The organism is Cytophagales bacterium (assembly GCA_033344775.1).
Classification (GTDB): domain Bacteria; phylum Bacteroidota; class Bacteroidia; order Cytophagales; family Cyclobacteriaceae; genus JAWPMT01.
This window is the reverse complement of sequence record JAWPMT010000001.1, coordinates 274,111-296,228: the sequence shown is the minus strand read 5'-3', so window position 1 is coordinate 296,228 and position 22,118 is coordinate 274,111. Positions and strand designations below refer to the sequence as shown.

18 protein-coding genes and 10 tRNA genes are annotated in these 22,118 nt (G+C 37.7%); 26 read left to right on the top strand and 2 right to left on the bottom strand.

The features are described from left to right. The first annotated feature begins 167 nt into the window (after positions 1–167). From R8G66_01270 to R8G66_01165, 22 genes are all read left to right on the top strand, one after another. Positions 168–1,249 (top strand): IS3 family transposase gene (locus R8G66_01270; protein ID MDW3190952.1). Its coding sequence is split into 2 segments (ribosomal slippage): positions 168–429 and positions 429–1,249, totalling 1,083 coding nucleotides; the frame shifts between segments, so codons are not numbered across the junction. Between the two features lie 1,115 nt (positions 1,250–2,364). Continuing rightward, positions 2,365–2,607 (top strand): hypothetical protein, encoded by a 243-nt coding sequence (locus R8G66_01265; protein MDW3190951.1) that lies wholly within the window; start codon positions 2,365–2,367, stop codon positions 2,605–2,607. After that, entirely contained in the window at positions 2,589–2,903 is a 315-nt protein-coding gene (locus tag R8G66_01260) for a type II toxin-antitoxin system RelE/ParE family toxin (protein MDW3190950.1), read from the top strand. Before R8G66_01265 ends, R8G66_01260 begins: the two co-directional genes overlap by 19 nt. Positions 2,904–4,119: 1,216 nt before the next feature. Next, positions 4,120–4,193 (top strand) — tRNA-Asp (locus R8G66_01255). Between the two features lie 6 nt (positions 4,194–4,199). Then, positions 4,200–4,271 (top strand) — tRNA-Pro (locus R8G66_01250). Between the two features lie 10 nt (positions 4,272–4,281). Next, positions 4,282–4,355 (top strand) — tRNA-Glu (locus R8G66_01245). Positions 4,356–4,360: 5 nt separating this feature from the next. Further along, a tRNA-His gene (locus R8G66_01240) sits at positions 4,361–4,433 on the top strand. Between the two features lie 123 nt (positions 4,434–4,556). Then, a tRNA-Gln gene (locus tag R8G66_01235) sits at positions 4,557–4,629 on the top strand. A 10-nt stretch (positions 4,630–4,639) separates the two neighbouring features. After that, positions 4,640–4,713 (top strand) — tRNA-Leu (locus R8G66_01230). Positions 4,714–4,719: 6 nt separating this feature from the next. After that, a tRNA-Leu gene (locus tag R8G66_01225) sits at positions 4,720–4,810 on the top strand. Between the two features lie 4 nt (positions 4,811–4,814). After that, positions 4,815–4,888: transfer RNA gene (locus R8G66_01220), tRNA-Leu, on the top strand. Between the two features lie 11 nt (positions 4,889–4,899). Next, a tRNA-Ile gene (locus R8G66_01215) sits at positions 4,900–4,988 on the top strand. Positions 4,989–4,991: 3 nt separating this feature from the next. Next, a tRNA-Cys gene (locus R8G66_01210) sits at positions 4,992–5,062 on the top strand. A gap of 829 nt (positions 5,063–5,891) precedes the next feature. Beyond that, complete coding sequence (locus R8G66_01205) at positions 5,892–7,217, top strand: IS110 family transposase (GenBank protein MDW3190949.1); 1,326 nt, start codon at positions 5,892–5,894, stop codon at positions 7,215–7,217. Between the two features lie 127 nt (positions 7,218–7,344). Then, entirely contained in the window at positions 7,345–8,031 is a 687-nt protein-coding gene (locus R8G66_01200) for a TIR domain-containing protein (GenBank protein ID MDW3190948.1), read from the top strand. Positions 8,032–8,098: 67 nt separating this feature from the next. Next, positions 8,099–8,530, top strand: coding sequence for a hypothetical protein (locus R8G66_01195; GenBank protein ID MDW3190947.1), 432 nt, complete (start codon positions 8,099–8,101; stop codon positions 8,528–8,530). Between the two features lie 207 nt (positions 8,531–8,737). Then, positions 8,738–9,622, top strand: a complete 885-nt coding sequence (locus tag R8G66_01190; protein MDW3190946.1) for a nucleoside triphosphate pyrophosphohydrolase family protein — start codon at positions 8,738–8,740, stop codon at positions 9,620–9,622. A gap of 21 nt (positions 9,623–9,643) precedes the next feature. Further along, on the top strand, positions 9,644–10,642 hold the full coding sequence (locus R8G66_01185) for a putative DNA base hypermodification protein (protein ID MDW3190945.1): 999 nt from the start codon (positions 9,644–9,646) through the stop codon (positions 10,640–10,642). Further along, entirely contained in the window at positions 10,626–11,111 is a 486-nt protein-coding gene (locus R8G66_01180) for a TIR domain-containing protein (GenBank protein ID MDW3190944.1), read from the top strand. The genes R8G66_01185 and R8G66_01180 overlap by 17 nt, the downstream gene beginning before the upstream one ends. A 1-nt stretch (position 11,112) precedes the next feature. Next, the gene (locus R8G66_01175; GenBank protein MDW3190943.1) at positions 11,113–11,742 is read left to right on the top strand and encodes a hypothetical protein; all 630 of its coding nucleotides are present in this window, start codon (positions 11,113–11,115) and stop codon (positions 11,740–11,742) included. 751 nt (positions 11,743–12,493) lie between these two features. Next, positions 12,494–12,919, top strand: coding sequence for a hypothetical protein (locus R8G66_01170; protein MDW3190942.1), 426 nt, complete (start codon positions 12,494–12,496; stop codon positions 12,917–12,919). A 570-nt stretch (positions 12,920–13,489) separates the two neighbouring features. Then, a complete protein-coding gene (locus tag R8G66_01165; protein ID MDW3190941.1) occupies positions 13,490–16,576 on the top strand; it encodes a metallophosphoesterase in 3,087 nt (1,028 codons plus the stop codon). A gap of 1,205 nt (positions 16,577–17,781) precedes the next feature. Here the strand turns inward: R8G66_01165 and R8G66_01160 are convergent. Beyond that, positions 17,782–18,792, bottom strand: a complete 1,011-nt coding sequence (locus R8G66_01160; GenBank protein ID MDW3190940.1) for a hypothetical protein — start codon at positions 18,790–18,792, stop codon at positions 17,782–17,784. 146 nt (positions 18,793–18,938) lie between these two features. Here R8G66_01160 and R8G66_01155 point away from each other — a divergent pair, with 146 nt between their 5' ends. The 3 genes from R8G66_01155 to R8G66_01145 all read left to right on the top strand — a co-directional run bounded on the left by R8G66_01155 (position 18,939) and on the right by R8G66_01145 (position 21,302). Next, the gene (locus tag R8G66_01155; GenBank protein MDW3190939.1) at positions 18,939–19,760 is read left to right on the top strand and encodes a hypothetical protein; all 822 of its coding nucleotides are present in this window, start codon (positions 18,939–18,941) and stop codon (positions 19,758–19,760) included. Between the two features lie 33 nt (positions 19,761–19,793). Continuing rightward, positions 19,794–20,105 carry a hypothetical protein gene (locus tag R8G66_01150; protein MDW3190938.1) on the top strand — a complete coding sequence of 104 codons (312 nt, stop codon included), beginning with the start codon at positions 19,794–19,796 and terminating at the stop codon, positions 20,103–20,105. A gap of 168 nt (positions 20,106–20,273) precedes the next feature. Then, positions 20,274–21,302, top strand: coding sequence for a reverse transcriptase family protein (locus tag R8G66_01145; protein ID MDW3190937.1), 1,029 nt, complete (start codon positions 20,274–20,276; stop codon positions 21,300–21,302). Positions 21,303–21,311: 9 nt separating this feature from the next. On the opposite strand, the gene R8G66_01140 is transcribed toward R8G66_01145, so the two are convergent. Then, positions 21,312–21,515 carry a helix-turn-helix transcriptional regulator gene (locus R8G66_01140; protein ID MDW3190936.1) on the bottom strand — a complete coding sequence of 68 codons (204 nt, stop codon included), beginning with the start codon at positions 21,513–21,515 and terminating at the stop codon, positions 21,312–21,314. A gap of 166 nt (positions 21,516–21,681) precedes the next feature. On the opposite strand from R8G66_01140, the gene R8G66_01135 reads away from it, so the two are divergent. Continuing rightward, positions 21,682–21,948, top strand: coding sequence for a hypothetical protein (locus R8G66_01135; protein ID MDW3190935.1), 267 nt, complete (start codon positions 21,682–21,684; stop codon positions 21,946–21,948). Positions 21,949–22,118: the final 170 nt, after the last annotated feature.

Here is a 22,118-nt window from a genome sequence, read left to right as displayed (position 1 = left end):
TATGTTGGTGAATAACTAGGGTATTTCGAAAGAAATAGTTACTAGCACTTTTTTGTCACTCCAAGCTACGAGGAGCCGTGTCGGCTTCCCTAAAAGTTGTCCAGTCTAAAATGGAGTTGGCTGAGTGATTAGCTCAGCGAATGCGTAATTTTAAATGGATAACGAAAATGAAAAAGACACGATTTACCGAACAGCAGATCATCTCTGCGATCAAGCAGCATGAAGCAGGAATGAAGGCCTCAGACGTAGCCAGGAAGTACGGCATTAGTGATGCTACATTCTACAACTGGAAGGCTAAGTATGGAGGAATGGATTCCAATCAGCTTAAGAAGTTGAAGGAACTCGAATCGGAGAACGCCAGATTGAAACGAATGTTCGCCGATCTGAGCTTGGCTCATGAAGCATTTAAGGATGCAGTAGAAAAAAAGCTTTAACGCCTGACAAGAAGAAGATATTAGTCAGGCATATGCTCACCCACTCAGAGGTTAGTATTCGTAGAGCTTGCCAGATGGTACAGATTCCAAGAAGCAGTTTCAGTTACACACCGAAGCCTCCGGATGATGAAGAGGTGATCAAGGCCCTCACAGAATTGGTTCAGAAGCATCCATCTATTGGTTTTTGGAAGTGCTATCACCGTTTACGACATCAAGGCTTTGAATGGAACCATAAGCGTGTTTACAGGGTCTATACACAGCTTAAACTCAATATTCGCAGGAGAGCTCGCAAGAGATTACCTGCCAGAGTCAAACAGGCCTTGTTTCAACCAGAGCGGCCTAATCAGGTATGGTCGCTAGACTTTGTCGCAGATAGTTTGTGGGATGGAACCAGATTCAGAATGTTGAATATCATTGATGATTTCAATCGAGAAGTATTAGCCATCGAATCAGACACCAGTTTGCCTTCAGCAAGGGTAATCCGAGTATTGGAAAGGCTGCAAACCTTTCGAGGACTTCCCTCGATGATTAGAGTAGATAATGGGCCGGAGTTTATCAGTACAAAACTGGATGATTGGACAAAATTGAATCATGTGGATCTCCATTTTATCCAGCCAGGTAAACCGATGCAAAATGGGTTCATAGAAAGGTTCAATAGTTCATTGAGATCAGAACTCTTGAATGCCTATGTATTCAAGAATATCAGACAAGTCAGAGATCAAACAGAGGCATGGATGCAAGATTATAATCAAAATAGACCTCATGAGGCACTGGGCAATCGTACTCCCAAGCAGGTTTACGAAGAATTTACTTAGCTTGAAACTCTATTTTTGAGTGGATCAACTTCAGGGGAAGCCGACAAAGGGCGTACACAAGACAACATTATATAACACAACTAAAGAATAGAAGCGAATCACAGAAACTAGCAGAATCCAGGAATTATAAAATTTTGCAGAAATCATTCTCCTGAAAAGTGGACAAATCTTACTTGGTGTCAAAGCCGCTAGCTCGATCTTAACGCTCAAAATCCTAACGTCTGAGAATCCACTATTCAGAGATTTCCTGACCGATGGTACGGCTATTGAAAAATAGAGCATCAGAGTTTTGAAGCAGAATTCAGGAATTTCAGATTGTAACAACTGACCTGGTCTAAAAGCTGGTAAAATTCCTAACGCAAACTTTCGCTGAAGCTTCAGTTTGTAAGACCTGAGAATCGATTATTTGAAGAATTCCTGACCAATGATACAGCTATCGAAAAATAGAGTAACAGGATTTCTCATAGAATTCGGGAATTAAGATCCATTAAGCTGGCCAACCATCTGGAGCAGTATCTAAACTTATGTAGTTTCCAAATTCGGCTATAGCCGAACAGCGGGCAAGGCTGGGGTTGAGTGGCGTGAGCCAGCAAGGCCACAGGATCGCTGTAGAAGCTTCAAAAGAAAATCAATTACAATCTAGAGCACAGAGAATCATTTAATAGTCGCTGTGCCATCAAGCGATCGGTGGACTAGCTGCCAGCGATGACGCAGCGGCTATTTAAAATAATGACGAATTATATAACAAGCTTCGGAGTGTCGTGACCGAATTACCAAGATCAGATGCAGCCCTAAACTCGTCCAGCTCTGCTGGTTAACATAATATCATTATGTAACAAACTGATCGAAGAATACGCCGTTCAGACAGCAACAAAGCCTGTTTTGTTATATAATGTTTGCGTTATGTTAAATAGCTTAGGAAGTTCGTGAAGGCCTTATTTTCAGTCCAAAGGCCAAGCGAACCAGGGAAGGACAATAAAGTACGAAAGGGTGTATAACATTGTTTGACAACCACTAACAAATTCAGCTGCATAAATTAAGTTTTCTGTTTAAGGAGTAAGGGCAAAGTGGTGTTAATAATTGAATGAGAATTCTGTATTATATACCTTTATGAAATGGCGAGTACTAGTGAAATAAGAAATAGATTGATAGATACTTTAATGACGATTAATAATTCTGAGTATCTGCAAGCCCTTGAAAAAATGATCAAATCTTCTAATGTAGAGGAAGAACTGGTCCAACTGACAGAAGATCAAAAGATTATGCTTTCAATGAGTGAGGCGGATATAACAAATGGAAATGTCGTGGGGCAAGATCAACTTAATGAGAGAGAGCTTCAATGGCTAAGAGAAAAATAGTTTGGACTGAAACAGCTGCAAGACAAAGGAATAGTATTTTTAAATATTGGGTTAATCGTAATAAATCAAATTCTTATTCAATAAAGCTTCTTCGACTCAGCAACGAAAAAGCAGAGCTTATTGCCATTAATCCGACTCTATTTCGAAAAGCTGATTTCCCTGAAACACATGTTGCTACGATGGGGCACTTTAGTATTTTCTATCAGTACAATCAGAAGGAAATAATAATCACTGCATTCTGGGATAATAGACAAGACCCTAAAAAACTTCTCTTGGAATTGAAGAATGCAAAATAGCACTACGGTTCGGTTTACATCTAGAGGTTGAGCAATATTTAGACTGGTCATTTTATTTTGACAATAAATGACTTTCCAGTTAGTTAACATAATGGCGTATTATATCAACGGCTCGACTGTTATATAATGTCCTGCGTTATGTTAAATAGCTTGGGTCCAGGGCTAGCCACTCTCTCAGCTTTTTGAGGCTAGGGTGGAAGAAGGTAGCTCCAACTAATAGACATCCTGACAATGTCATTAATGAACCCAATCAACTTTTAAACAGATTCTGTAAAAAAGAAATTGAGTCTAAGTGGGTCGACCGAAGTGGAAGTGGCGGCTATTTAATATAACGGCTATTATATAACAAGCTTCGACGGATCGTGACTGTTGAAGATCATGAGATGAACCCTATTCTAAAAACAAATGATAGTGGATTTAATCCAGAAGAATTGGGTTGAAACAATTACGGTTGATGGATCATTACCACTCGAAATGAAACCCCATCGGGTCATCATCAGTTTGATTCATTACTTTTGCGATCAAATGAATAGACATTTAGAGCATATATGTCTCGACGATTTTCGTCAATTTCTGCCCTTGGAACAGAGGGATGGGACGCATATGCTTTGTGAAAACTGAAATTTATAGTCAAATACATAGATAAAAAATCAAAAAAGCAGAAGCGTCCCTCGAAAGTTGGACGCTTTTTTTATGTCAAATTTTGAAAAAAATGTTTGAAGCTTAGAAAAGCATATCGATAGGATCTGAATGAGCAAACAATTGAGAGACAGGCAGTTGTGAAAATCATAAAGAACCCGCCTTGAGCGGGGTGGAATCCTATTGCCTAAAAGGTAGTTAACTATCTGATAATCAGTAATTTAATTTGAAATATTTCTTGGATTTTTCAGTAACCCTTCTCACATTTGCATCGTTAATGAACAACAACAAACGAAGAAAGAAAATGAATTTATTACACATACATATAGACCTCTTTTGTCAACCCCAGGATCGATTTCGTCTCGATTTCGAGTTGGAACCGAACTGTGCTATGAGGGATGTGCATATGACATGATCTGAAAAGATATATAAAGTCAAATCAAGGAAGCATCCCACACACGGGATGCTTTTTTTGTTTGTATGGAGCAGAAGCAAATGTGGTCAATGCGCTGGCTTGAAGTCCCAGAGATACAGCCGGGTCGCCGGTGCGATTCAATTCCTGTCTGTTCCACGAAATAGTGCCGTAACTCAATTGGCCAGAGTGCCCGACTGTCTCTCGGGTAGTTGCGGGTTCGAGTCCCGTCGGTACTGCTATACCTGGGGGGATAACGGTGGTTGTTTACCTGCCTTGGAAGCAGGGGGTCGTAGGTTCGAATCCTACTCCTCAGACTTGTTTGATGCTCCGTTCGTCTAGATGGCTTAGGACGTTCGACTTTCCCTCGAGAAACACGGGTTCGAATCCCGTACGGAGTACATATGGTGTCTTTAGTTTAACTGGTAAAATGCCTCTTTGTGAAGGAGGAGTCCAGGGTTCGAGTCCCGGAGACACCCAATAGGAATGTAGTTCAAGCGGTTCGCCGCTCCGATGTATAGAATATTGGAGTTCGATCTCAAAGATGTGAGTTCGATAGCACCGGCTACCGGTCTTACCATTCCTACTGATGTATTGAATAATGGTCTTTGGTGTAACTGGTAAGCATATTTGGCTTTGAATCAAATGGTCCAGGTTCGAGTCCTGGAAGGCCATCTTATTAAATGCCCTGTTGGTGGAATTGGCATACACAGATGGCTTAGACCCAGTTTATTGGGGGTTCGAATCCCTCACAGGGTACTGCATGCGGAAGTGGGCAAAATGGCAAAGCCGTCTCACTCAAGATGAGAAGTTTTGAAGCCGGGTCGCCGGTGCGATTCGACTCCTTTCTTCCGTACAAAGCGCCTATGGTGGAATTGGCATACACCACAGACTTAAAATCTGTGTTTTCTAGGTTCGAATCCTAGTAGGCGTACAAAACAACTATGGCCCGTAGCTCAATGGTTAGAGCAGTACTCTTATAAGGTAAAGGTTTCGAGGCGGTTCGCCGCTGCGATCAATCCTCGACGGGCCAATTAGAGCGTGTAGCCAAGCGGTAAGGCAGTGGTCTGCAAAATCACTATCGCGGGTTCGAATCCCGCCTCGCTCTCATTCTCTTTAAACGGTATTGAGCACGCTTTTGCTGTACCTCACAGCGAGGAGCCACAGTACCACAGCGAGAAGTTGGGTAGTGGGTAAGAGTGCGAGCAAAAGGGTGCGGAAACTGGATATAGTAATTACCTTATGTTGGTTAATCTCAATGGAGTTTCAAAAGGAGTCGGTACAAGCACTTTTTTGCCAACTCCAAGCTACGAGGAGCTACAGTACCGCAAGTAGCGCGCTGGTATTGGGTAGGAGAGTGGCAAATGGGTGCGGAACGTCTTGCAGCAACAACGGGTAATTATTCTGAGGCCAAAAGCATGTGTTCCGGAGTGGAGTGATTTGATAATCGTATTTCATGCAGGACATGTGATCAGAGGTAGAATTATTATTCAACTAACCCTCGAACTTTCTCCAGCTACGGACCTCTTGCTTGGCCTCATTCCAGTGACTCGCATACTGAAGTAGAAATAAAACACGCTTTTGCCATACGTGAGCTGCCGAGGAGCCACAGTACCACAGGCTGAGGTAGGCCTGGAGCCTGGGAGTGTGGCAAATGGGTGTGAGTATGAAGCAGAATCAAAAGCGTTAGGGAAGTTCCAACCGGCAAGCCGGAGAGTTTGGGTCAGGGACACCTTCTCAACTAGCTAACTTAGTACCAATGATCTAATGGAAGTGACAGAGCTTCGAATTAGTGTTTATTACCTGTCAGGGAAACTTGTCCCGGCTATTGGATGTAGAGTTTTATGGTGATGTCATTTTCGGATGATATTCCCGCTTAGGATGATATTGTTACTTACTGAATAGCTGGCCTTTAGATCATTTAAATATGAATGATTATGAAAAAAGGCCTCAATGTAATCCATCAACATGCTGCTGGAATAGATATCGGTAGCAGAGAGTTCTTCGTAGATGCTGGTGAAGAACAGGTTAAGATTTTCCCCACTTATACGCAAGGATGTCATGCGTTGAAAGACTATCTGATTAGTAGGAGAATTCAAACGGTAGCCATGGAATCCACTGGGGTTTATTGGATCATCTTGTATTCCATACTTGAAGAGGCAGGTATTGAAGTGTATCTGGTTAATGGTCGGGATGTTCGAAATGTTCCTGGAAGAAAATCAGATGTAAAAGATTGCCAATGGTTACGGCAATTGCATAGTTATGGTCTTTTGAGGAAAAGCTTTGTGCCAACTGGAGATTTTAGAGTTCTGAGAACCTACATGCGAGTAAGGCGAGATAACATACAATCTTCTGCAAGTCAAGTTCACCTGATGCAAAAAGCGCTTACTCTGATGAATGTTCGTTTGACGGAAGCTATTAATGATATCACGGGTGCCAGTGGGTTACGTATGGTGGAGAAGATATTGGATGGTGAAACTGATCCTGAAAAGCTTGTTGAATTATGTGAAGCATCGATTCTCAACAAGAAAAGAGATTTGGTGGTCAAAGCATTAGAGGGAGAGTACAGAGAAGAACATCTATTCGCGCTTAGACAAGCCTATCGATCATGGAAGCACTATAATGAGCTTATTCATGAGTGTGATAAAGAAGTTGAAAAGTTGCTTCAGGAAATTACGAGTCAAATACCTGATGTTGAAATCAAGGGTAAAAGAAAGCCCATTCGTTATCACAAGCCAGATATCAAGGACCTGCATCAGCCACTATTGAAATTAACTCAAGGAAAAGACCCAACCACTATTGCGGGAATCACTGATTACAGCTTTCTGCAAATCGTTAGTGAAATTGGTGTGGATATGAGTGCCTGGAAAACTGAAAAGCATTTTGTTAGCTGGTTAAAACTTGCCCCTCAGAAGAATAGCTCAGGAAAGAGTAACAGAAGGCATAAAGTCAAACGGCACAACAAGGCGAGTTACCTATTCAGAAATGTTGCTCAAGGAATACTCACAAGTAAACACCTTGCTTTAGGTTCATTTGGTAGGAGAATCAGAGCTAAAAGAGGTGGTGGAGTTGCCATCAAAGCCATTGCTAGAAAAATCGCCTGCTATTACTATCGAGTGATGACCAAAGGAGAGGCATTTGTAGAGCAAGGTATCCAGGCTTATGAAGATGCATTAATAGCCAAGCAGAAGAGGTACTTAGAAAAACTGGCTTTTCAACATAACATGGTGCTGGTACCTGCCGACCCAGATTTGTGTCCTTAGGATAGGAGCAAGCTACCATGTAGCGTGGATAGCCCGACCCGTAGGGGAACGCCCCAAAAAGTCGTCATCAGAAAATTACCCAGAATTGGGTATTGATTCTATCAACAATTGTTAGTTACTATTACAGATGGGTAAGAAAATTTTTGTTTCTTATAAATATGGAGATAAGGCAGTTCAAAACTTGACCTCAACTCCATATGGAATAACTACAACTGCAAGACATTATGTCGATGAGTTGCAGAGAACTTTAGGGTATGGTGACAATATTTATAAAGGTGAAAATGATAATGAAAGCCTTGACTCTCTGAAGGACTCCACCATAGGATCTAAACTAGGAGATAAGATTTTTGATAGTACTGTAACAGTAGTATTAATATCTAAAAATATGAAGGAGACATATAGGCCAGAAAAAGAGCAATGGATTCCCTGGGAGATCTCATATTCACTTAAAGAACAATCCAGACAGGGTCAAAGAAGCAAAACAAATGCAATCCTAGCCGTCGTTCTTCCAGAAACCCAGGGCAGCTATGATTACTTGATTGAAGATGAAACATGTCCAAGTTGCCATTCTCGAACAATAAAAACTGGTACTCTTTTTCAAATACTAAGAGAAAATATGTTCAATGTCATAAAACCTCAATTTATGCAATGCGAAAGGCATATTGGAGGAAAGGCATTCAGTGGACATTCGTCCTTTATTCATTTGGTGAAATGGAAAGATTTCATAATTAATATTGACGATCAAATAGGAATTGCTCTTGATCTAAGAGCTAGAATGAATGAATTTAATATTGTGAAATCGGTGAAGGGCTAAAAGAGATAGTCAGTTTATTAATATTTTTAAAGAACAGTAGATACTCAGATTTGAATCTTATTGTCCAATGTCAGAATTAAATGACTCATCTCCTTCAGTTCAAACACACCTACAGATACTGCAGGGTGTGATACAAAGAATGGCCAATAATAGTTCTCAATGCAAAGCATGGTGCATAACCCTTGTTTCTGCGATATTGATTATTATTGCTGATAAGGGTAAACCTGATCTGGCTTGGGTTACGATGATTCCTTCTATCCTTTTCTTTGCCTTGGATAGTTACTACTTAGCATTGGAGAAAGGATTTCGAGAAGCATATTCAGAGTTTATCAAGAAACTTCATGACGATAGCTTGAATGTAAAGGATATGTTCGAAGTTAAGCCAAGGGGTAAAACCTCATCTCACTTTTTTGAAGCTATGAAATCTTTTTCCGTGTGGGGAGTCTACTCTGGTTTGGTTATTTTGATAGCTGTCACAAGAATAATCATTTTGTCATAGTAAGCCTGAATGTAATTCGAGAGTACGTGAAAATGCTTTGAGTGAACGTTAAAAGATGTTTAGTCAGCTAACAATAAGTAATCAACATATCAGCATTAAAAGCCCTTCCTTTTTCTCAAACTTCATTGTTTCGTAAAATATACCCATTAATGGGTATTTACTAAGTAATGGTTTTGTTCTACTTTTAAGTGGAGCAATAGCTATTTCATGGATTTTAATGAATATCAAGATCAAGCAAAAACAACAATCCAGAAATACCATTTAGATGAAAGCATTAATGGTGTGATACCTTTTCTTGGGATCGTAGGGGAAGCTGGCTCTGTACTTACTGAATTAAAGAAGAAGATAAGAGATGGTGAATCCTACACCTCTTTCAAAGAAAGATTAATAGAAGAATTAGGCGATGTTTTATGGTATGTTTCAGCGATTGCAACACAAAATAACATTGAATTAGAGAAAGTGGCTTCATTTAACCTTGAGAAGACAAATGATCGGTTCAATGAAGATGATCCAAAATCTTTTAAGAATTACGATAAGCAGTATCCTGAACATGAAAGATTCCCGGGTGAATTTGAAGTAGAATTCAAGCCTGTTGAGGAAAATGGAAAGAAAACAGTTCAAATAATTGATAAAAGAGACGGAGAGTTATTGGGAGATCCTTTAACTGATAATTCTTATGAAGATGATGGATACAGATTTCATGACATTTTTCACTACGGTTACCTCGCATATCTAGGATGGTCACCGGTCATTAGAAAATTGATGAAATTGAAAAGAAAAAGTGAAGAAGAAGTTGATGAGAATGAAGATGGAGCTCGAGCTCAAATTACAGAAGAACTGGTTTCGCTTTTTATCTATAATCATGCCCAGGACCACCAATTACTGAAATACAGTAAAAGCGTCGATACAGATGTTTTAAAAATAGTTAAACAATTAGTTAGTCAGATTGAGGTTAAAGATTGCTCTGCAAAGCAGTGGGAAATAGCCATTTTGAGTTCATACCGAGTATTTAACCTTCTTCGACAAAATAATGGAGGCAGGGTTCTTGTAAGCCTCAAGAATAGAGAGTTGATTTATATCGGAAAAAATTGATTTGAAGATATAAAACTTAAGATGTTAGAAATAGTCACAAAGAAGCAATTACCCAAGGAGTCGATAGTATTTGATACATACTGGAAATTTGCCGCTGAAAGACAAAGTGTCTTTTACAAGCGTATTGAATCCGGCATCCCTCCATGGACTGACGATAATGTTTTACGTCTTTTCAAATTTACTAATGCCTATAGGGCTTCTGATAGAGTGAGCCAATTCTTAATAAAGGAGGTAATATATGATCAAGTACGAGAGCCTGCTGAAATGGTGTTTCGAATTATTCTCTTTAAGATCTTCAATAAGATTGATACTTGGAGAAAACTAGAGAAGTACTTAGGAGAAATTAGTTATTCAAGCTATTCGTTCGACGCTTATGATAATGCCCTTAGTGCGATAAAAAACAATCAGCCTATATACTCCGGTGCTTATATAATGGCATCTGGAAAATCCAGTTATCGATTCAATTACAAACACCAGAATCACCTTAAGTTATTGGAGAGTTTATTAAACGATGGCTTCCATCATAAGCTATCAGAAATGACTAATATGGAACAGCTTTATAATGAACTCATTACTTACCCAACACTTGGCAGTTTCTTAGCCTTCCAATACGCAATAGATATCAACTATTCGGAGTTAACTTCTTTTTCGGAGATGGAATTCGTTAAAGCTGGGCCGGGTGCAATTGACGGCATCAGAAAGTGCTTTAAACATAAAGGAGAATACTCAGATGAAGATGTAATAAGGTTGATGTGTGATAGACAGGAGATGGAATTTGAAAGATTGGAAATAAAGTTTCAGACTCTCTGGGGAAGAAGTTTGCAATTGATAGACTGCCAAAACCTGTTTTGCGAAGTTGACAAATACTCACGAGTTGCTCACCCCGAAATAAGTGGAGTATCAGATCGAAAAAGAATTAAACAAAAATTTAGGCCGACATCATTGAAGTCATTGGAATATTTCTACCCGCCAAAATGGAACTTAAACCAAAAAATATTTGATCATGAGCAAAAAAGGTAATAATGTGTTTATCAGCCATTATGGAAAAGACGATGATAAGGTTCAACGCTTAAAAGAGAGGTTTGCTGAAAAAGGCTACAGTGTAAGGAATTATTCTGTAGATAGTACTAAGCACACCCGCAAAAAACGGCCTAGTGATGCAGTGATAAAAAGATTTTTGAGAAGGCAAATAAGCTGGGCTGGAGCCTTAATTTGCTTGATTGGCCCTAGAACTCATACAAGAAAATGGGTTAACGAAGAAATCAAAGAGGCTCATCGACAGGGGAAGAAAATAATCGGAATTTACACACATGGGAATAAAGAAGATGCGGAGCTACCAAGGGAATTTAAGAAGTATGGTGGAGCTACAATAGGTTGGAATTCCCTGGATAAACTGATTGATATCATCAATGGAAAATTAATTCCAAATGAGAACCCTTCTGGAGATCCCAGATCCCCTCTTTACATAGTAGCTAAAATAAACTGTTAGAATGAATTTTTTCTCTTATGTAATCGAACATGATTATGGCTTGGCTCCTAATCCATTTGGAGGTTATTGCACCTTAGCTGTTTGCAAACCTGGTATAAGAGGAAATAAGAATTTAGAAATAGGAGATTGGGTCATTGGAACTGGCAGTAAAAAAATCAAGAGAATAAATCACTTAATATATGCGATGAAAGTATCGGAGAAAATGACTTTTGATGAATATTGGAGTGATGAGAGATTCCAGTATAAAAGGCCGATACAAAACGGAAGCTTAGTTCAGGTTTATGGAGATAATTTTTATCATACAGATGAGCAGACTGGCCATTGGATTCAGGAAACTTCGGCGCATTCAAAAGTCAACGGAACAAAGCATACAAAAACAGATACAAGTTCCAATACAGTACTAATTTCCAATTATTTCTATTATTTGGGGGATAACAGTATTCTTATTCCAGAAGAGTATGCTGAAATCATCAAAAGTGGTCCTGGTATGAAATATAAGGGTATGAATGATCTAGGTATTAATCTGATAAGTTGGCTACTCAATAGTTCCCTTCAAAAAGGAATAAATGGAGACCCAATCAATTGGACAGAACATCGATATGAAATTGATCAAGCTATATTGATCAAATAAAAGCTATTCTACGTTTCAATTCACTATTACGAAATTTCGAAACTTTTCTAATCACAATCTGGTCTGAGTGGAATTTGGGTCACAGTGTAGGACTAAAAAGTTGAGGACAGCCTGTCCTGGGTCAGCTTTGGTCTAAGTAGCTTTTGAATAGGTTTGTAGAAATAGAAAAGTCTGAGTCACCATCTCTTAAAGTACTGACTCAATTCGCTTTCCTTGTAAAAATCTTGAGTCACTATTCTTGAAAGTACTGACTCAGATCATTATCCTCCATAAAACTTTGAGTCACATTTTCGAACTGGAATTTTTGAGTCACCTTTTACTTTGAAAAAAGTGTGAGTCACTGTTTTTATTTACTGACTCAAGAAAAGTGCACAATAAGCCTAAAAGTCAGTCCGTTATAAAAGCACAATTAAAGGATGTATGATGGGACGAACAAACAACATCACTGCACGAGTTTTTAAATATGCGAGAAGCCAGGTAAGCAAGAATCAGCGACAGTTTGCAGAGGCTTTGGAAATAAGCCAGTCAGCTTTATCCAGATTGGAAAGGGGAGTGCACTTTCCTCAAGACCAGGTCATTCGAAAACTAGAAGAAGTAACAAGTCTCTCGATGAGACAAATGATCAGACGTTCGCGGAATTCAATTAATTGAACGTGAGTTGTTCTTGAACAAACGCAAATCACTGAAAACGAACATAACATTACCTAAGGGAAATATTGGTTTTAATTTTTAATTTAAACATTTAAAGGTCATGACAAATTTCAATGATTTGACATCCGAACAGTTGACTTATCTGAAGCAGAAATGGTCAGCTGAAGCACATGAACTCAACAGAGAAATCGTGCGAACAACAACAAGGCTCAATACCAGAGTGAATCGGCAAGAGGTGAACCAGCAGGAACTAGCTGCCCTTACTGATGACTTGTCAAATGCTCAAGGTCTTCTAGACCACTTAACTACTACAAGTGCACCTACAGAGATGATTGATAACCAACAAGCTTTGGTTGATCGATTACAGGGTGAGCTTGATACGGCGAATAGTGCCGGAAGCGGATTGACAGCCACGGAAGCAGTACTACAACAAGCTGGTATTGATGAATTGGAATTGCAGAAGCAGTATCGTGAAGACAAGATTGGTGAGATCGATGCGATTCTGAGTACAGATGCTGCTGCATAAAAGGCAGAGCGTTTAGACTTAGGAATTCTACAAACGAAGGCCCGCGTAAGCGGGCTTTCGTCTTTTCTAAGCAATTAGAAATATGACCAAAAGAACTACCCTAGAAAGGTAGCTCTGAAATACAAAACTCAAACCAAAGAATGCGACAATAGCACTCCCAAAACCTGCCACCAGTGTAGCGAAAACAAAACGACGGCTGACGATACCAAACCAAGAAGAACCACACGCCAAAGAAACGGAAACGAACAAAATACCTATACATAAATAAGAGAATGAAATGAACCCCTGGTAACCGCACCAGGGAAAGCAGTTCACTCACGGAAGGTCTGAGGTAAATGCAAGACCAAAGGCTGGTTTACGGCGCGTAGGCAGGAGGGAAGCTAAATAAGCCTTGGACTTGTCATTTCCTGAAGAGCCACCGGAACTTTGTTTTTCTCTGTGGGGGAATAGAATCATGCCATTATGTCTAAGAAAGACTGCAAGTATGGCAGGTATTTTGAATATTGGCTTCAAACCATTGAATGGCATAATTTGTGCTCATACAAAACGGAACTAAAGAAATAACCATATATGAAGATTCTTCACCTGACTGATTTTCACTATTCATCCGACGCAAGTTCAAAGGCGAAACAAAAGAGATTAATTGAAAAATTTTTAGAAAGGTCAAAGGATGAAGATGTGGACTTTCTATTCTTTACAGGTGATTTAACATTCAGTGGTGCTCGGCTCGAAGATTTCCTGGAAGCAAAAGAGGTATTGCTGGACCCATTATCAAAAAAATACAATATTGAACAAGGGAACGTCATTCTTTGTCCTGGTAACCATGATGTTGATCGAGCAGGGGTTCGTAGATCTGTTTTGAAGCTGATAGATGATGAGTTGAATTCAAATTATGATCTTAACAAATTTGTCGAGTCGAATAACGATGATCTAAAAGATAGTCACAAGCCTTTAGAAAATTATTATGAGTTTATGGACTTAACTTATAAAGACTCACATAAACTCCTGGATGATCATTATGAAGAGTTTTTCTCAGTGCATAAAAGAAATTTTGGAGATCGAAAAATAGGAATCGTCTCAATCAATACAGCATGGAGGGCAGTGGGGAATGATGACCGAAATAAATTGTTATTCCCTGAAACATCGCTACATCAAGCTGCACATCATCTTGGCGATGTGGATTTGAAGATTCTACTTCATCATCATCCTTTGAAATATCTAAGGGAATTCAACGAATATGAGATTGAAGATATCATTCACAATTACTTTGATATTTCTTTTTCTGGACACATGCATAAAAGCATGACCGGGATTACTGTTACAGCGAATGATGGTATGGCTAAAATAGCAGGTTCAGCCACTTTGGCACCTGGTAATGTAGAGATCGGTTTTTCGATTCTTGACTTAAATCTAGAGGATTTATCAGTTGAACGGTCTTTACGGATTTATGACACAAGAAATGAGATCATAAAAGAAATCGATTCATCAATTCAAATACCGGTTGATAATGATAGGACAAGGCAGAATAAGTTTAGGAGAACTATTCGCAAGAAGTACGATATAGAATTGGAAAAAGCCGGAGATTTATTCGTATCAAGCAAAGCTTTAGATGAAGATAAGAGTTTTCTTGACCTATTTACTGACCCGGTTTTGAAATTTAAGTCAGCTAAAGAAATGATGAAAAGTCAGGAAGTTGAGGTAGATGCTGATATTGAATCTATAATTAGGTCAGATGACAATCTTTTAATTCTAGGTCGAGATAAATGCGGAAAGACATCATTACTAAAGAAAATACAGATTGAACTTTTAAAGAATGTTCACACCTATGGAAAAATTCCATACTATATAGATGCTAGTGAGACTGAATCTGTTGATCTCATTACTTCTTTTAGTAGGTACTATGAAATGAATAAAAATGAGTCAAAACTTTATCTTCAAGCAAACAAAATCGTTCTTTTGATAGATAATTTTGATGTTCATAATAAAGGGTTTCTCCTTGCACTTAAGGAAAATGCTTCTTGGGCGAATCTAACATTTCGAATAACTGCTGACGAAACAGTCGCTAACGCCTTAGAAAATTTCAACATTAATTCGAAGGAATTCAAAAAGTTACATTTCCATAAACTACGAAAAAAACATATCCGTCTACTTGCTGATAAATGGCCAGGATTAGAAAATGAACATAAAGAAGAAATTGTCGAGAAAATCGAATCAATATTCAACAGGATGTCAATTCCATTTAATTATTGGACTGTCTCACTTTTTCTTTGGATTTTCAAGAAAGGGTTGACAGCCAATTTTCAAAATGACGTTGGGTTAGTTAACCTCTATATTGAATCTCTCTTGGAGAGGGAGAATCTAGTTCAATCCCAAGCTAGTTTTGGTTTTGATAAATACAAGAAATACTTAGCTCATTTGGCTCATCATTTATTGATTAATCATCAAGAAGCAAATTATAGCGCTCCATATCTGGAAGTAATAAGTTTCACACAAAATTACTTAGCTCTGAATCCTAGAAATGATATTCAAGCCAGGGAAGTCTGGGATTACATTGAAACAAAAGGCATCATTAAAAGAAAAGAAGATGATTATTATACTTTCCGCCTCAATGGTGTATTTGAATACTTTTTAGCTCATTACATGGAGCTGAATGAAGACTTCAGAATGGAAGCATTGAATGATGATAAATTCTACCTGTCATTTGGGAATGAGTTTGAATTTTATGCAGGATTTGCTAAATCTGACCTGAAATTTCTGAAAGAAATTTACTCCAGATCCCAAAAAATATTCGGAAATCTTGATTCTCGATACAATGATGGTACTAGTATTGACATTCACCTAAAATCTAAAATTCAAGAAGTTAAATTACTTGGTGAAGCATTAACCAAAATTTCCGGTGATATAGAACAACTTACTCATGATGAAATTGATCAGCTAGAAGAAGAATCTCAACATGAACTTGGAAATATCGAGCAAGATACTGATGTCAAACTGAAGACGGTCTCTGATACAGATTATGATGATCCAGGCACATTAGAACAGACATTGACAATATTAGGAAGAGTTTTCAAGAACATTGATGAGATCAATGATAAGAAACTAGTATTTGAGATTTTTGATTATATAATTGATCGTGCATGTTTCTGGGGCTTTGACCTAGTCGATAAATTCAAGAAAGAAATTGAAGCAGATGAAAATGAATTAACTGATAGTAATAAAATACTTGTCAAACTGCTGGGCTCTTTTATTCCCACATATGTTCAAAATACTGTCTATGATATCATTGGTCATAGGAACGTTGTATCCTTAATAAAACAAAGAATAGAAAGCCTTCAGGAAGCAGCAAAAGACAACCAATACAAATTATTTATTCTATTTTATTTATTAGCCGATATCTCATTGAAGGATAACAAAGATTATATTACAAAGTCCATCGATTTGATCACCATACCGACATTAAAGTTTTCGATCTTACTCAAAATCAATTTTTACTATGCGTTTAAGGCTAATATTGATCAAATAACATCTGATTTTTTAAAAGCTGCTCTTCAGAAACAGCAAATTAATTTTGACAATAAGACAAATATGGGATTATTCCATAAATCGGTCGCTCAACAGGAAAAGGCAAAAATTCATCGTAAATTATCTGATAAATAATATGATGGGGAGCTTATTTGATTTTTAGAATTGCTAATCAAATTATGTAGTTCCTCGAGCACTGGCCGACAGAATCGCGGGGGTGTGTAAGCCATTGCGGAGAAGCATGATTCTGTCTAGCGTTTTTGAATCCTTTTGGGGCAATGCCAAAAGGATTTGCCTGCCCGGCACAAGGGCGTATATAGGACAACATTACATAACCAAACCAAGGAGTTCATTAGGAATTACAGAAACTAGTAGAATCCAAGAAGTTCGGAGTTTTTGCAGTAATCATTCTCTTGGAAAGGTAGATGAATCACATTAGGAGTCAGCTGGCCAAGGTCTGTTAAAGCTCAAAATTCATAACGCAAACTTTCGCTGGAGCTTCAGTTTGTAAGACCTGAGAATCACATATTTCAAGAATTCCGGACCAATGGTACTGTTATTGAAAAATAGACCATCAGAGTTTTGTAGAAGAATTCCAATTTCTAAGATGGTCAAGAATCGGAAACTGACTCGACTCAGAATGATAAGGCTTAAAATCGTAACGCTCGAGAATCGCGTATTTGATAAAATACTGACCAATGATACAGCTATTGAAAAATAGAGCATAAGGATTTCGGAGCAGAATTCAGGAATTAATATCCATCAACATGGCTGGACATCTGCAGTAGTGTCTAAACTTTTGTAGGTCCCAAATTCGGCCTAAGCCGAACAGCGGGTCAGGGCAGGGCTGAGTGGCGTGAGACAACAAGGCCACAGGATCGCTGTACTTTCATTCAAAGATGTAGAATTAATATCTGGAGCGGTAAGAATCAATTAATAGTTGCTGTGCCATATAGCGATCGGTGGGCTAGTTGCCGCATCGGCGGACCGCAGCGATGGCGCAGCGGCTACAGCGCCGGCTGCCCGGTTAAAATAATGTCGAATTATATAACAATCTTCGGAGTGTCGTGACCAACCAGAAACAAACTTCGAGAGCAGACACATTCATATTCACTGGCCTTGATGCCAGTTTTACATAATATAATTATATAACGGGACAGTCCGAAGATATCACCGTTCAGGCAGCAACAAAGCTTGTTTTGTTATATAATGTTTGCGTTATGTTAAATAGCTTAGGAGGTTCGTGAAGGCCTTAACTTTTTGTCCCAAAGGCCAAGCGAACAAGGGCAGGACAATAAAGCAGGAGGGCCTGAATGAAGTCCTACAAAACTCTTTTAAGATTACTCTTCAATCTGGTTTCTCAATAGATCACCTAGTTTACCTGAATATTTTTCTATTAAATATCCACTGCCTAATCCGATGATAGATACTGAAATACCTATTCTGTAAATTGAATTTAAATCGGTTTTTTGCAAAAACTCAAAACCTCCTTCTATCACTAATCCTCCTGAAATATAGAAAAAGAGTAGTCCAATTGCAGTTAGTACGCCAACGACTAGTTCGACTAGTACAATTCTGAGAGAAAGGTAGAATCCATCTTCATTTAGTCGTTTTATTCCATTTCGTAATATTACTCCCATGAGAACACTAGCAGAGCTCAACTGAAATATTTTTGAGATTCCAACGTCTACCATCGTCGAAAAAAGAAATAGCCATATTAGTATTCCCAAAATACATGCCAACAATAAAAACAATTCAGAAAGATCGAATCTTGAGATTCGAAAGGGGTTTTTCTTGTACAATGGCTGTACGAACTCAGCGATTATTTTGGCATTGGTTTCAATCCATTTCTCTTCCAGAATGGATACGTTATTCAAAACTTTAAAAACACCTTTACTCGATTTATCGAGTTCATTCCATACCGTCTCAGATATTCCTTTACCACTAGGAACAGGAAGAACTGGTTTACCTAAAGCCATAGCAGTACTAATAATATTTTCAGTTCCTCTACCACCAGAAATGGTAAGAACTACGTCCGATGCTAGAACTTGATGTGTTCTTCCCGAAGCCCAATTTCTTCCCTTTCGTAAATAAACAATATTTAAATCCTTCCTGAATTCATGAAAAGGTGTCTCCTTTTTGTCAGCAGGTCGTATTACAAATGCTTTATTGCTGATAAGTTTAGTTGAATTATAGCCTTGAAAGACATGAAAATCTGCGGTTTTCGGATTGTCAGACCCTAAAATTAGATGATGACTTAATCTGGAAAGTTCTTGACCTATCTGAAAACAAATTTTCTGAAATTCGTCTGAGTTTGAATGGTGATTTGATCCTGCAATTAGTACTTTCATTTTAAACTAAAACATCTAAGGCTATTTTTTTCCAATATAGCAACTCAATATTTAGCTCACAACTGGAATAAAGAATAATAGAATTGCATAATAAAACCCAATTTTTTACTAAACTTGGTTTTATCCAATGATTCTCTAAAAACAGAATGAACTCAAATATCTATTCAAAACTGTATTCCATATTTTTTGAGAAGGGGTGGTCGAAAAATCATTACAGCAGAGATGCATTTGATGCATTGTCTAATTTAGTAGCTAATATCAATGAAGAACAGCAAGACCTGATCTTAGAATTACTGGATAGATATCATTGGATAAAATTTAATGAATCAGAGCCTGGTGTTTATCAGATGTTGGAATTTATTGATAAGATTTCAAGTAGCTTCAAGAGACTATACATAGGACCTATAATTAAGATTTCCGATGACGGAAAAATAAAAAGTGGTCATGGAGCTACCTATATAATTAAATCTTTATCACCTAGAACAACGAGATTAAAAACTTCAAATACGAAGTTTATTGATTCTTATGATGGACTAAAATTGAAGGATAATGAACGTCTTCTTGTGGTTGATGATTACATTGGCTCAGGAAAAACCGCTTTGATTGCGCTAAATGAGTTAAATAGTATTTTCAAAATTCCGACTAGTAAGATAACCTTGGTTGTATTTGGGGCTCAGGAAAGTGCTTTAGATGAATTACAGGCTCGAGGAATAGATTTTTATGTATATCAAAAGTATAAAAAGGGGATAAGCGACTTTTATACGGACACTTCATTGACAAACAAATCGGAGCTCATGAAAAAGGTGGAAAATCTAATTCCGAAATTAAATAGAGACTATTCATTTGGAATGAATCAGACAGAAGCATTAGTAACATTCAATGAAAGAACCCCAAACAATACTTTTCCAATCTTTTGGATGAAGCATAAATACAAGAATAAAGAATTTGAACCTGCATTTCCTAGATAAATAGTGAGTCAAAATAAATATATATACATTTTGTTGGATGTAGTAGCAAAAAATGGCTCCGTAAAACGTCTGACGCGGGAAGGAATTGATTTCAGTGACGTTGCTCAACTTACTGATATAGCAATTGCTCAAAAACTTTTAGAAATCGATAATAGGAATTTGATTGTAACTCAAAAGGGGATAGAGGTACTTGCTGATCTAGAATTGGAATTTAAAAATCATAGAAAAGAAGATTGGATTCAGGAAGAAAAAGACTCGAAGGTTGGGAAACTAGACAAAAACGTTATTTTTGTTCCTAACCAGAATGAACTGACATTTTTACTTGATAAAGTAAAGGAGCAGTGAAGTCACTGTTCTTCAGGTGAATGTTCTTTCTAGCGTTCCGGATTTTAATGTACCCTCGACAAAGTCGCCCTATGGATTTTACCCTCCGGGCCGGGCACATTAAAATCCGGTATTCATTATACTGAGTGTTGGGGTTTCGATCTCAACCTCAGTTAACGAAAATTCTGGATGATCGAAGAATATAGGGTCCAATTCCAAAAAAAGGCACTAGAAGCTGGCTATACTCAAAGTAATATTGATGCGTGTCTAAGTTATGCTGAACCTATTTTAAAAAAAGGTTTACCTGTCATATATAATACTTCGCACCTTGCAGGCTTAGTTGGCTATAAAAAAGACTATATAAAACGAGCAGTTTTTTATCCTGATTTTTTTTACAGAAGATTTGAAATCAAAAAGAAAAATGGTCAGAGTAGAGAATTAGCAGAACCATTACCTAGCCTAAAGGAGATACAGTACTGGATACTACAATCGATTTTAAAAAAGATAAAAGTCAGTCCTTTCGCAAAAGCGTATAGGCCTAAAGTAGGGATAATAAGCAACCTTGATTATCATGTCAATCAGCCAATGGTATTTTGCATGGATATCAAAGACTTTTTTCCATCAATTAGCCTTCAAAATATTGAGAAAATTTTTCATGATCTTAGTTACTCCAATATTGTTTCTAATTTATTAGCAAAACTTTGTACTTTAAACGGCGCGCTTCCTCAAGGGGCTCCAACTAGCCCATATTTGTCAAATCTTTATTTTCGCCAAATAGATTATCAGATATCTGAGTATTGTAAAAAGCATAAAATAAAGTATACCAGATACGCTGATGATTTAACATTTTCAGGAGAATTCCAATCTGAAATACTATTCGAAAAAGTGAAAAAGATTTTCGATGAAAATGGTTTAGAAATTAATGAAGAAAAAGTACAATTGATGACAAGAAATATGCGTCAGTTAGTAACAGGTGTAGTTGTAAATGATAAGCGTCAAGTACCATTTGCTAAGAGAAATAAGTTAAGACAAACTATGTATTTTATACAAAAATTTGGATTGCAGAATCATATGGAGCATGAAAATATAACACAAAGCAATTATGTGGAACATTTACTGGGAAAAGTAAATTTCATATTGCAAATGAACCCGAGAGACACAGAGTTTAGGCAATATAAATCAGTTTTGAAGTCTCTAAGAAATATTGATAATAATTAAGTCAATCGACTAAAGAGTACTTACCAACAGATCCCTAATATCTACCTCCAAGATCTCAGCCATTTTTTTCAAGTCCTTCAAATGAGGTTGAGACTTGTTATTACAGATTGAAGTGATTGTATTGGGGTTTTTGCCCATTCTCTCGGCCAAGTCTTTTTGGCTGATACCCTTAATGACAAGTACTTCTTTAATTCTGTTGATTCTTTCTTCCATTCTAACTGTAAAGTTACGAAAATCAACTCTGGATGAGATAAATATAGTTTTGACCAATGTTTTTATAGGATTATTCAATGAAAAGTAAAGAATAAACATTGTTTCTATTTGTAATAATATAGGTTAAACCTATATTTACATTGTTCATTACTATATTAATAAAACAATGTCTAAATCCATTTCCGTCCATAAAAACTCTAAAGTAACAGATAAAATCGCTGATCACCTTGATGACTTAATCAATTACAGCGCACCAGTTGATATCCGAAATAGAATTCTTCATGTTTACTTAGAATATATCATTCACAAATTTGAAGAGTTACCAATAGACTTTCAGGAAATAGCTTTGGATTTCAATTTCTTAATTGATTTCTTCAATCGAATTGATACAGAATTAAAAGCAGAACAATTGCCTGAATCAGAGCAGAAATAGTCATGTGGAGCAGATCCTAGAGCGTTGGCCAGCCAAAATCGCGGGGGGTGTGTTCGCCTTGTGGGCAGAAGCTTGATTTTGGCTTGATCTCTTTGTTTACTTTCTGTATCAAGACAGAAAGTAAATGCCTGGCCGGCACAAGGCCATGTAGACATAACATTACCTAAGGC

Bases quoted from the DNA above. Each gene is read 5' to 3' on its own strand.
- R8G66_01265 (MDW3190951.1), top strand. From the start codon at position 2,365: ATGGCGAGTACTAGTGAAATAAGAAATAGATTGATAGATACTTTAATG.
- R8G66_01260 (MDW3190950.1), top strand. From the start codon at position 2,589: ATGGCTAAGAGAAAAATAGTTTGGACTGAAACAGCTGCAAGACAAAGG.
- R8G66_01205 (MDW3190949.1), top strand. From the start codon at position 5,892: ATGAAAAAAGGCCTCAATGTAATCCATCAACATGCTGCTGGAATAGAT.
- R8G66_01200 (MDW3190948.1), top strand. From the start codon at position 7,345: ATGGGTAAGAAAATTTTTGTTTCTTATAAATATGGAGATAAGGCAGTT.
- R8G66_01195 (MDW3190947.1), top strand. From the start codon at position 8,099: ATGTCAGAATTAAATGACTCATCTCCTTCAGTTCAAACACACCTACAG.
- R8G66_01190 (MDW3190946.1), top strand. From the start codon at position 8,738: ATGGATTTTAATGAATATCAAGATCAAGCAAAAACAACAATCCAGAAA.
- R8G66_01185 (MDW3190945.1), top strand. From the start codon at position 9,644: ATGTTAGAAATAGTCACAAAGAAGCAATTACCCAAGGAGTCGATAGTA.
- R8G66_01180 (MDW3190944.1), top strand. From the start codon at position 10,626: ATGAGCAAAAAAGGTAATAATGTGTTTATCAGCCATTATGGAAAAGAC.
- R8G66_01175 (MDW3190943.1), top strand. From the start codon at position 11,113: ATGAATTTTTTCTCTTATGTAATCGAACATGATTATGGCTTGGCTCCT.
- R8G66_01170 (MDW3190942.1), top strand. From the start codon at position 12,494: ATGACAAATTTCAATGATTTGACATCCGAACAGTTGACTTATCTGAAG.
- R8G66_01165 (MDW3190941.1), top strand. From the start codon at position 13,490: ATGAAGATTCTTCACCTGACTGATTTTCACTATTCATCCGACGCAAGT.
- R8G66_01160 (MDW3190940.1), bottom strand. From the start codon at position 18,792: ATGAAAGTACTAATTGCAGGATCAAATCACCATTCAAACTCAGACGAA.
- R8G66_01155 (MDW3190939.1), top strand. From the start codon at position 18,939: ATGAACTCAAATATCTATTCAAAACTGTATTCCATATTTTTTGAGAAG.
- R8G66_01145 (MDW3190937.1), top strand. From the start codon at position 20,274: ATGATCGAAGAATATAGGGTCCAATTCCAAAAAAAGGCACTAGAAGCT.
- R8G66_01140 (MDW3190936.1), bottom strand. From the start codon at position 21,515: ATGGAAGAAAGAATCAACAGAATTAAAGAAGTACTTGTCATTAAGGGT.
- R8G66_01135 (MDW3190935.1), top strand. From the start codon at position 21,682: ATGTCTAAATCCATTTCCGTCCATAAAAACTCTAAAGTAACAGATAAA.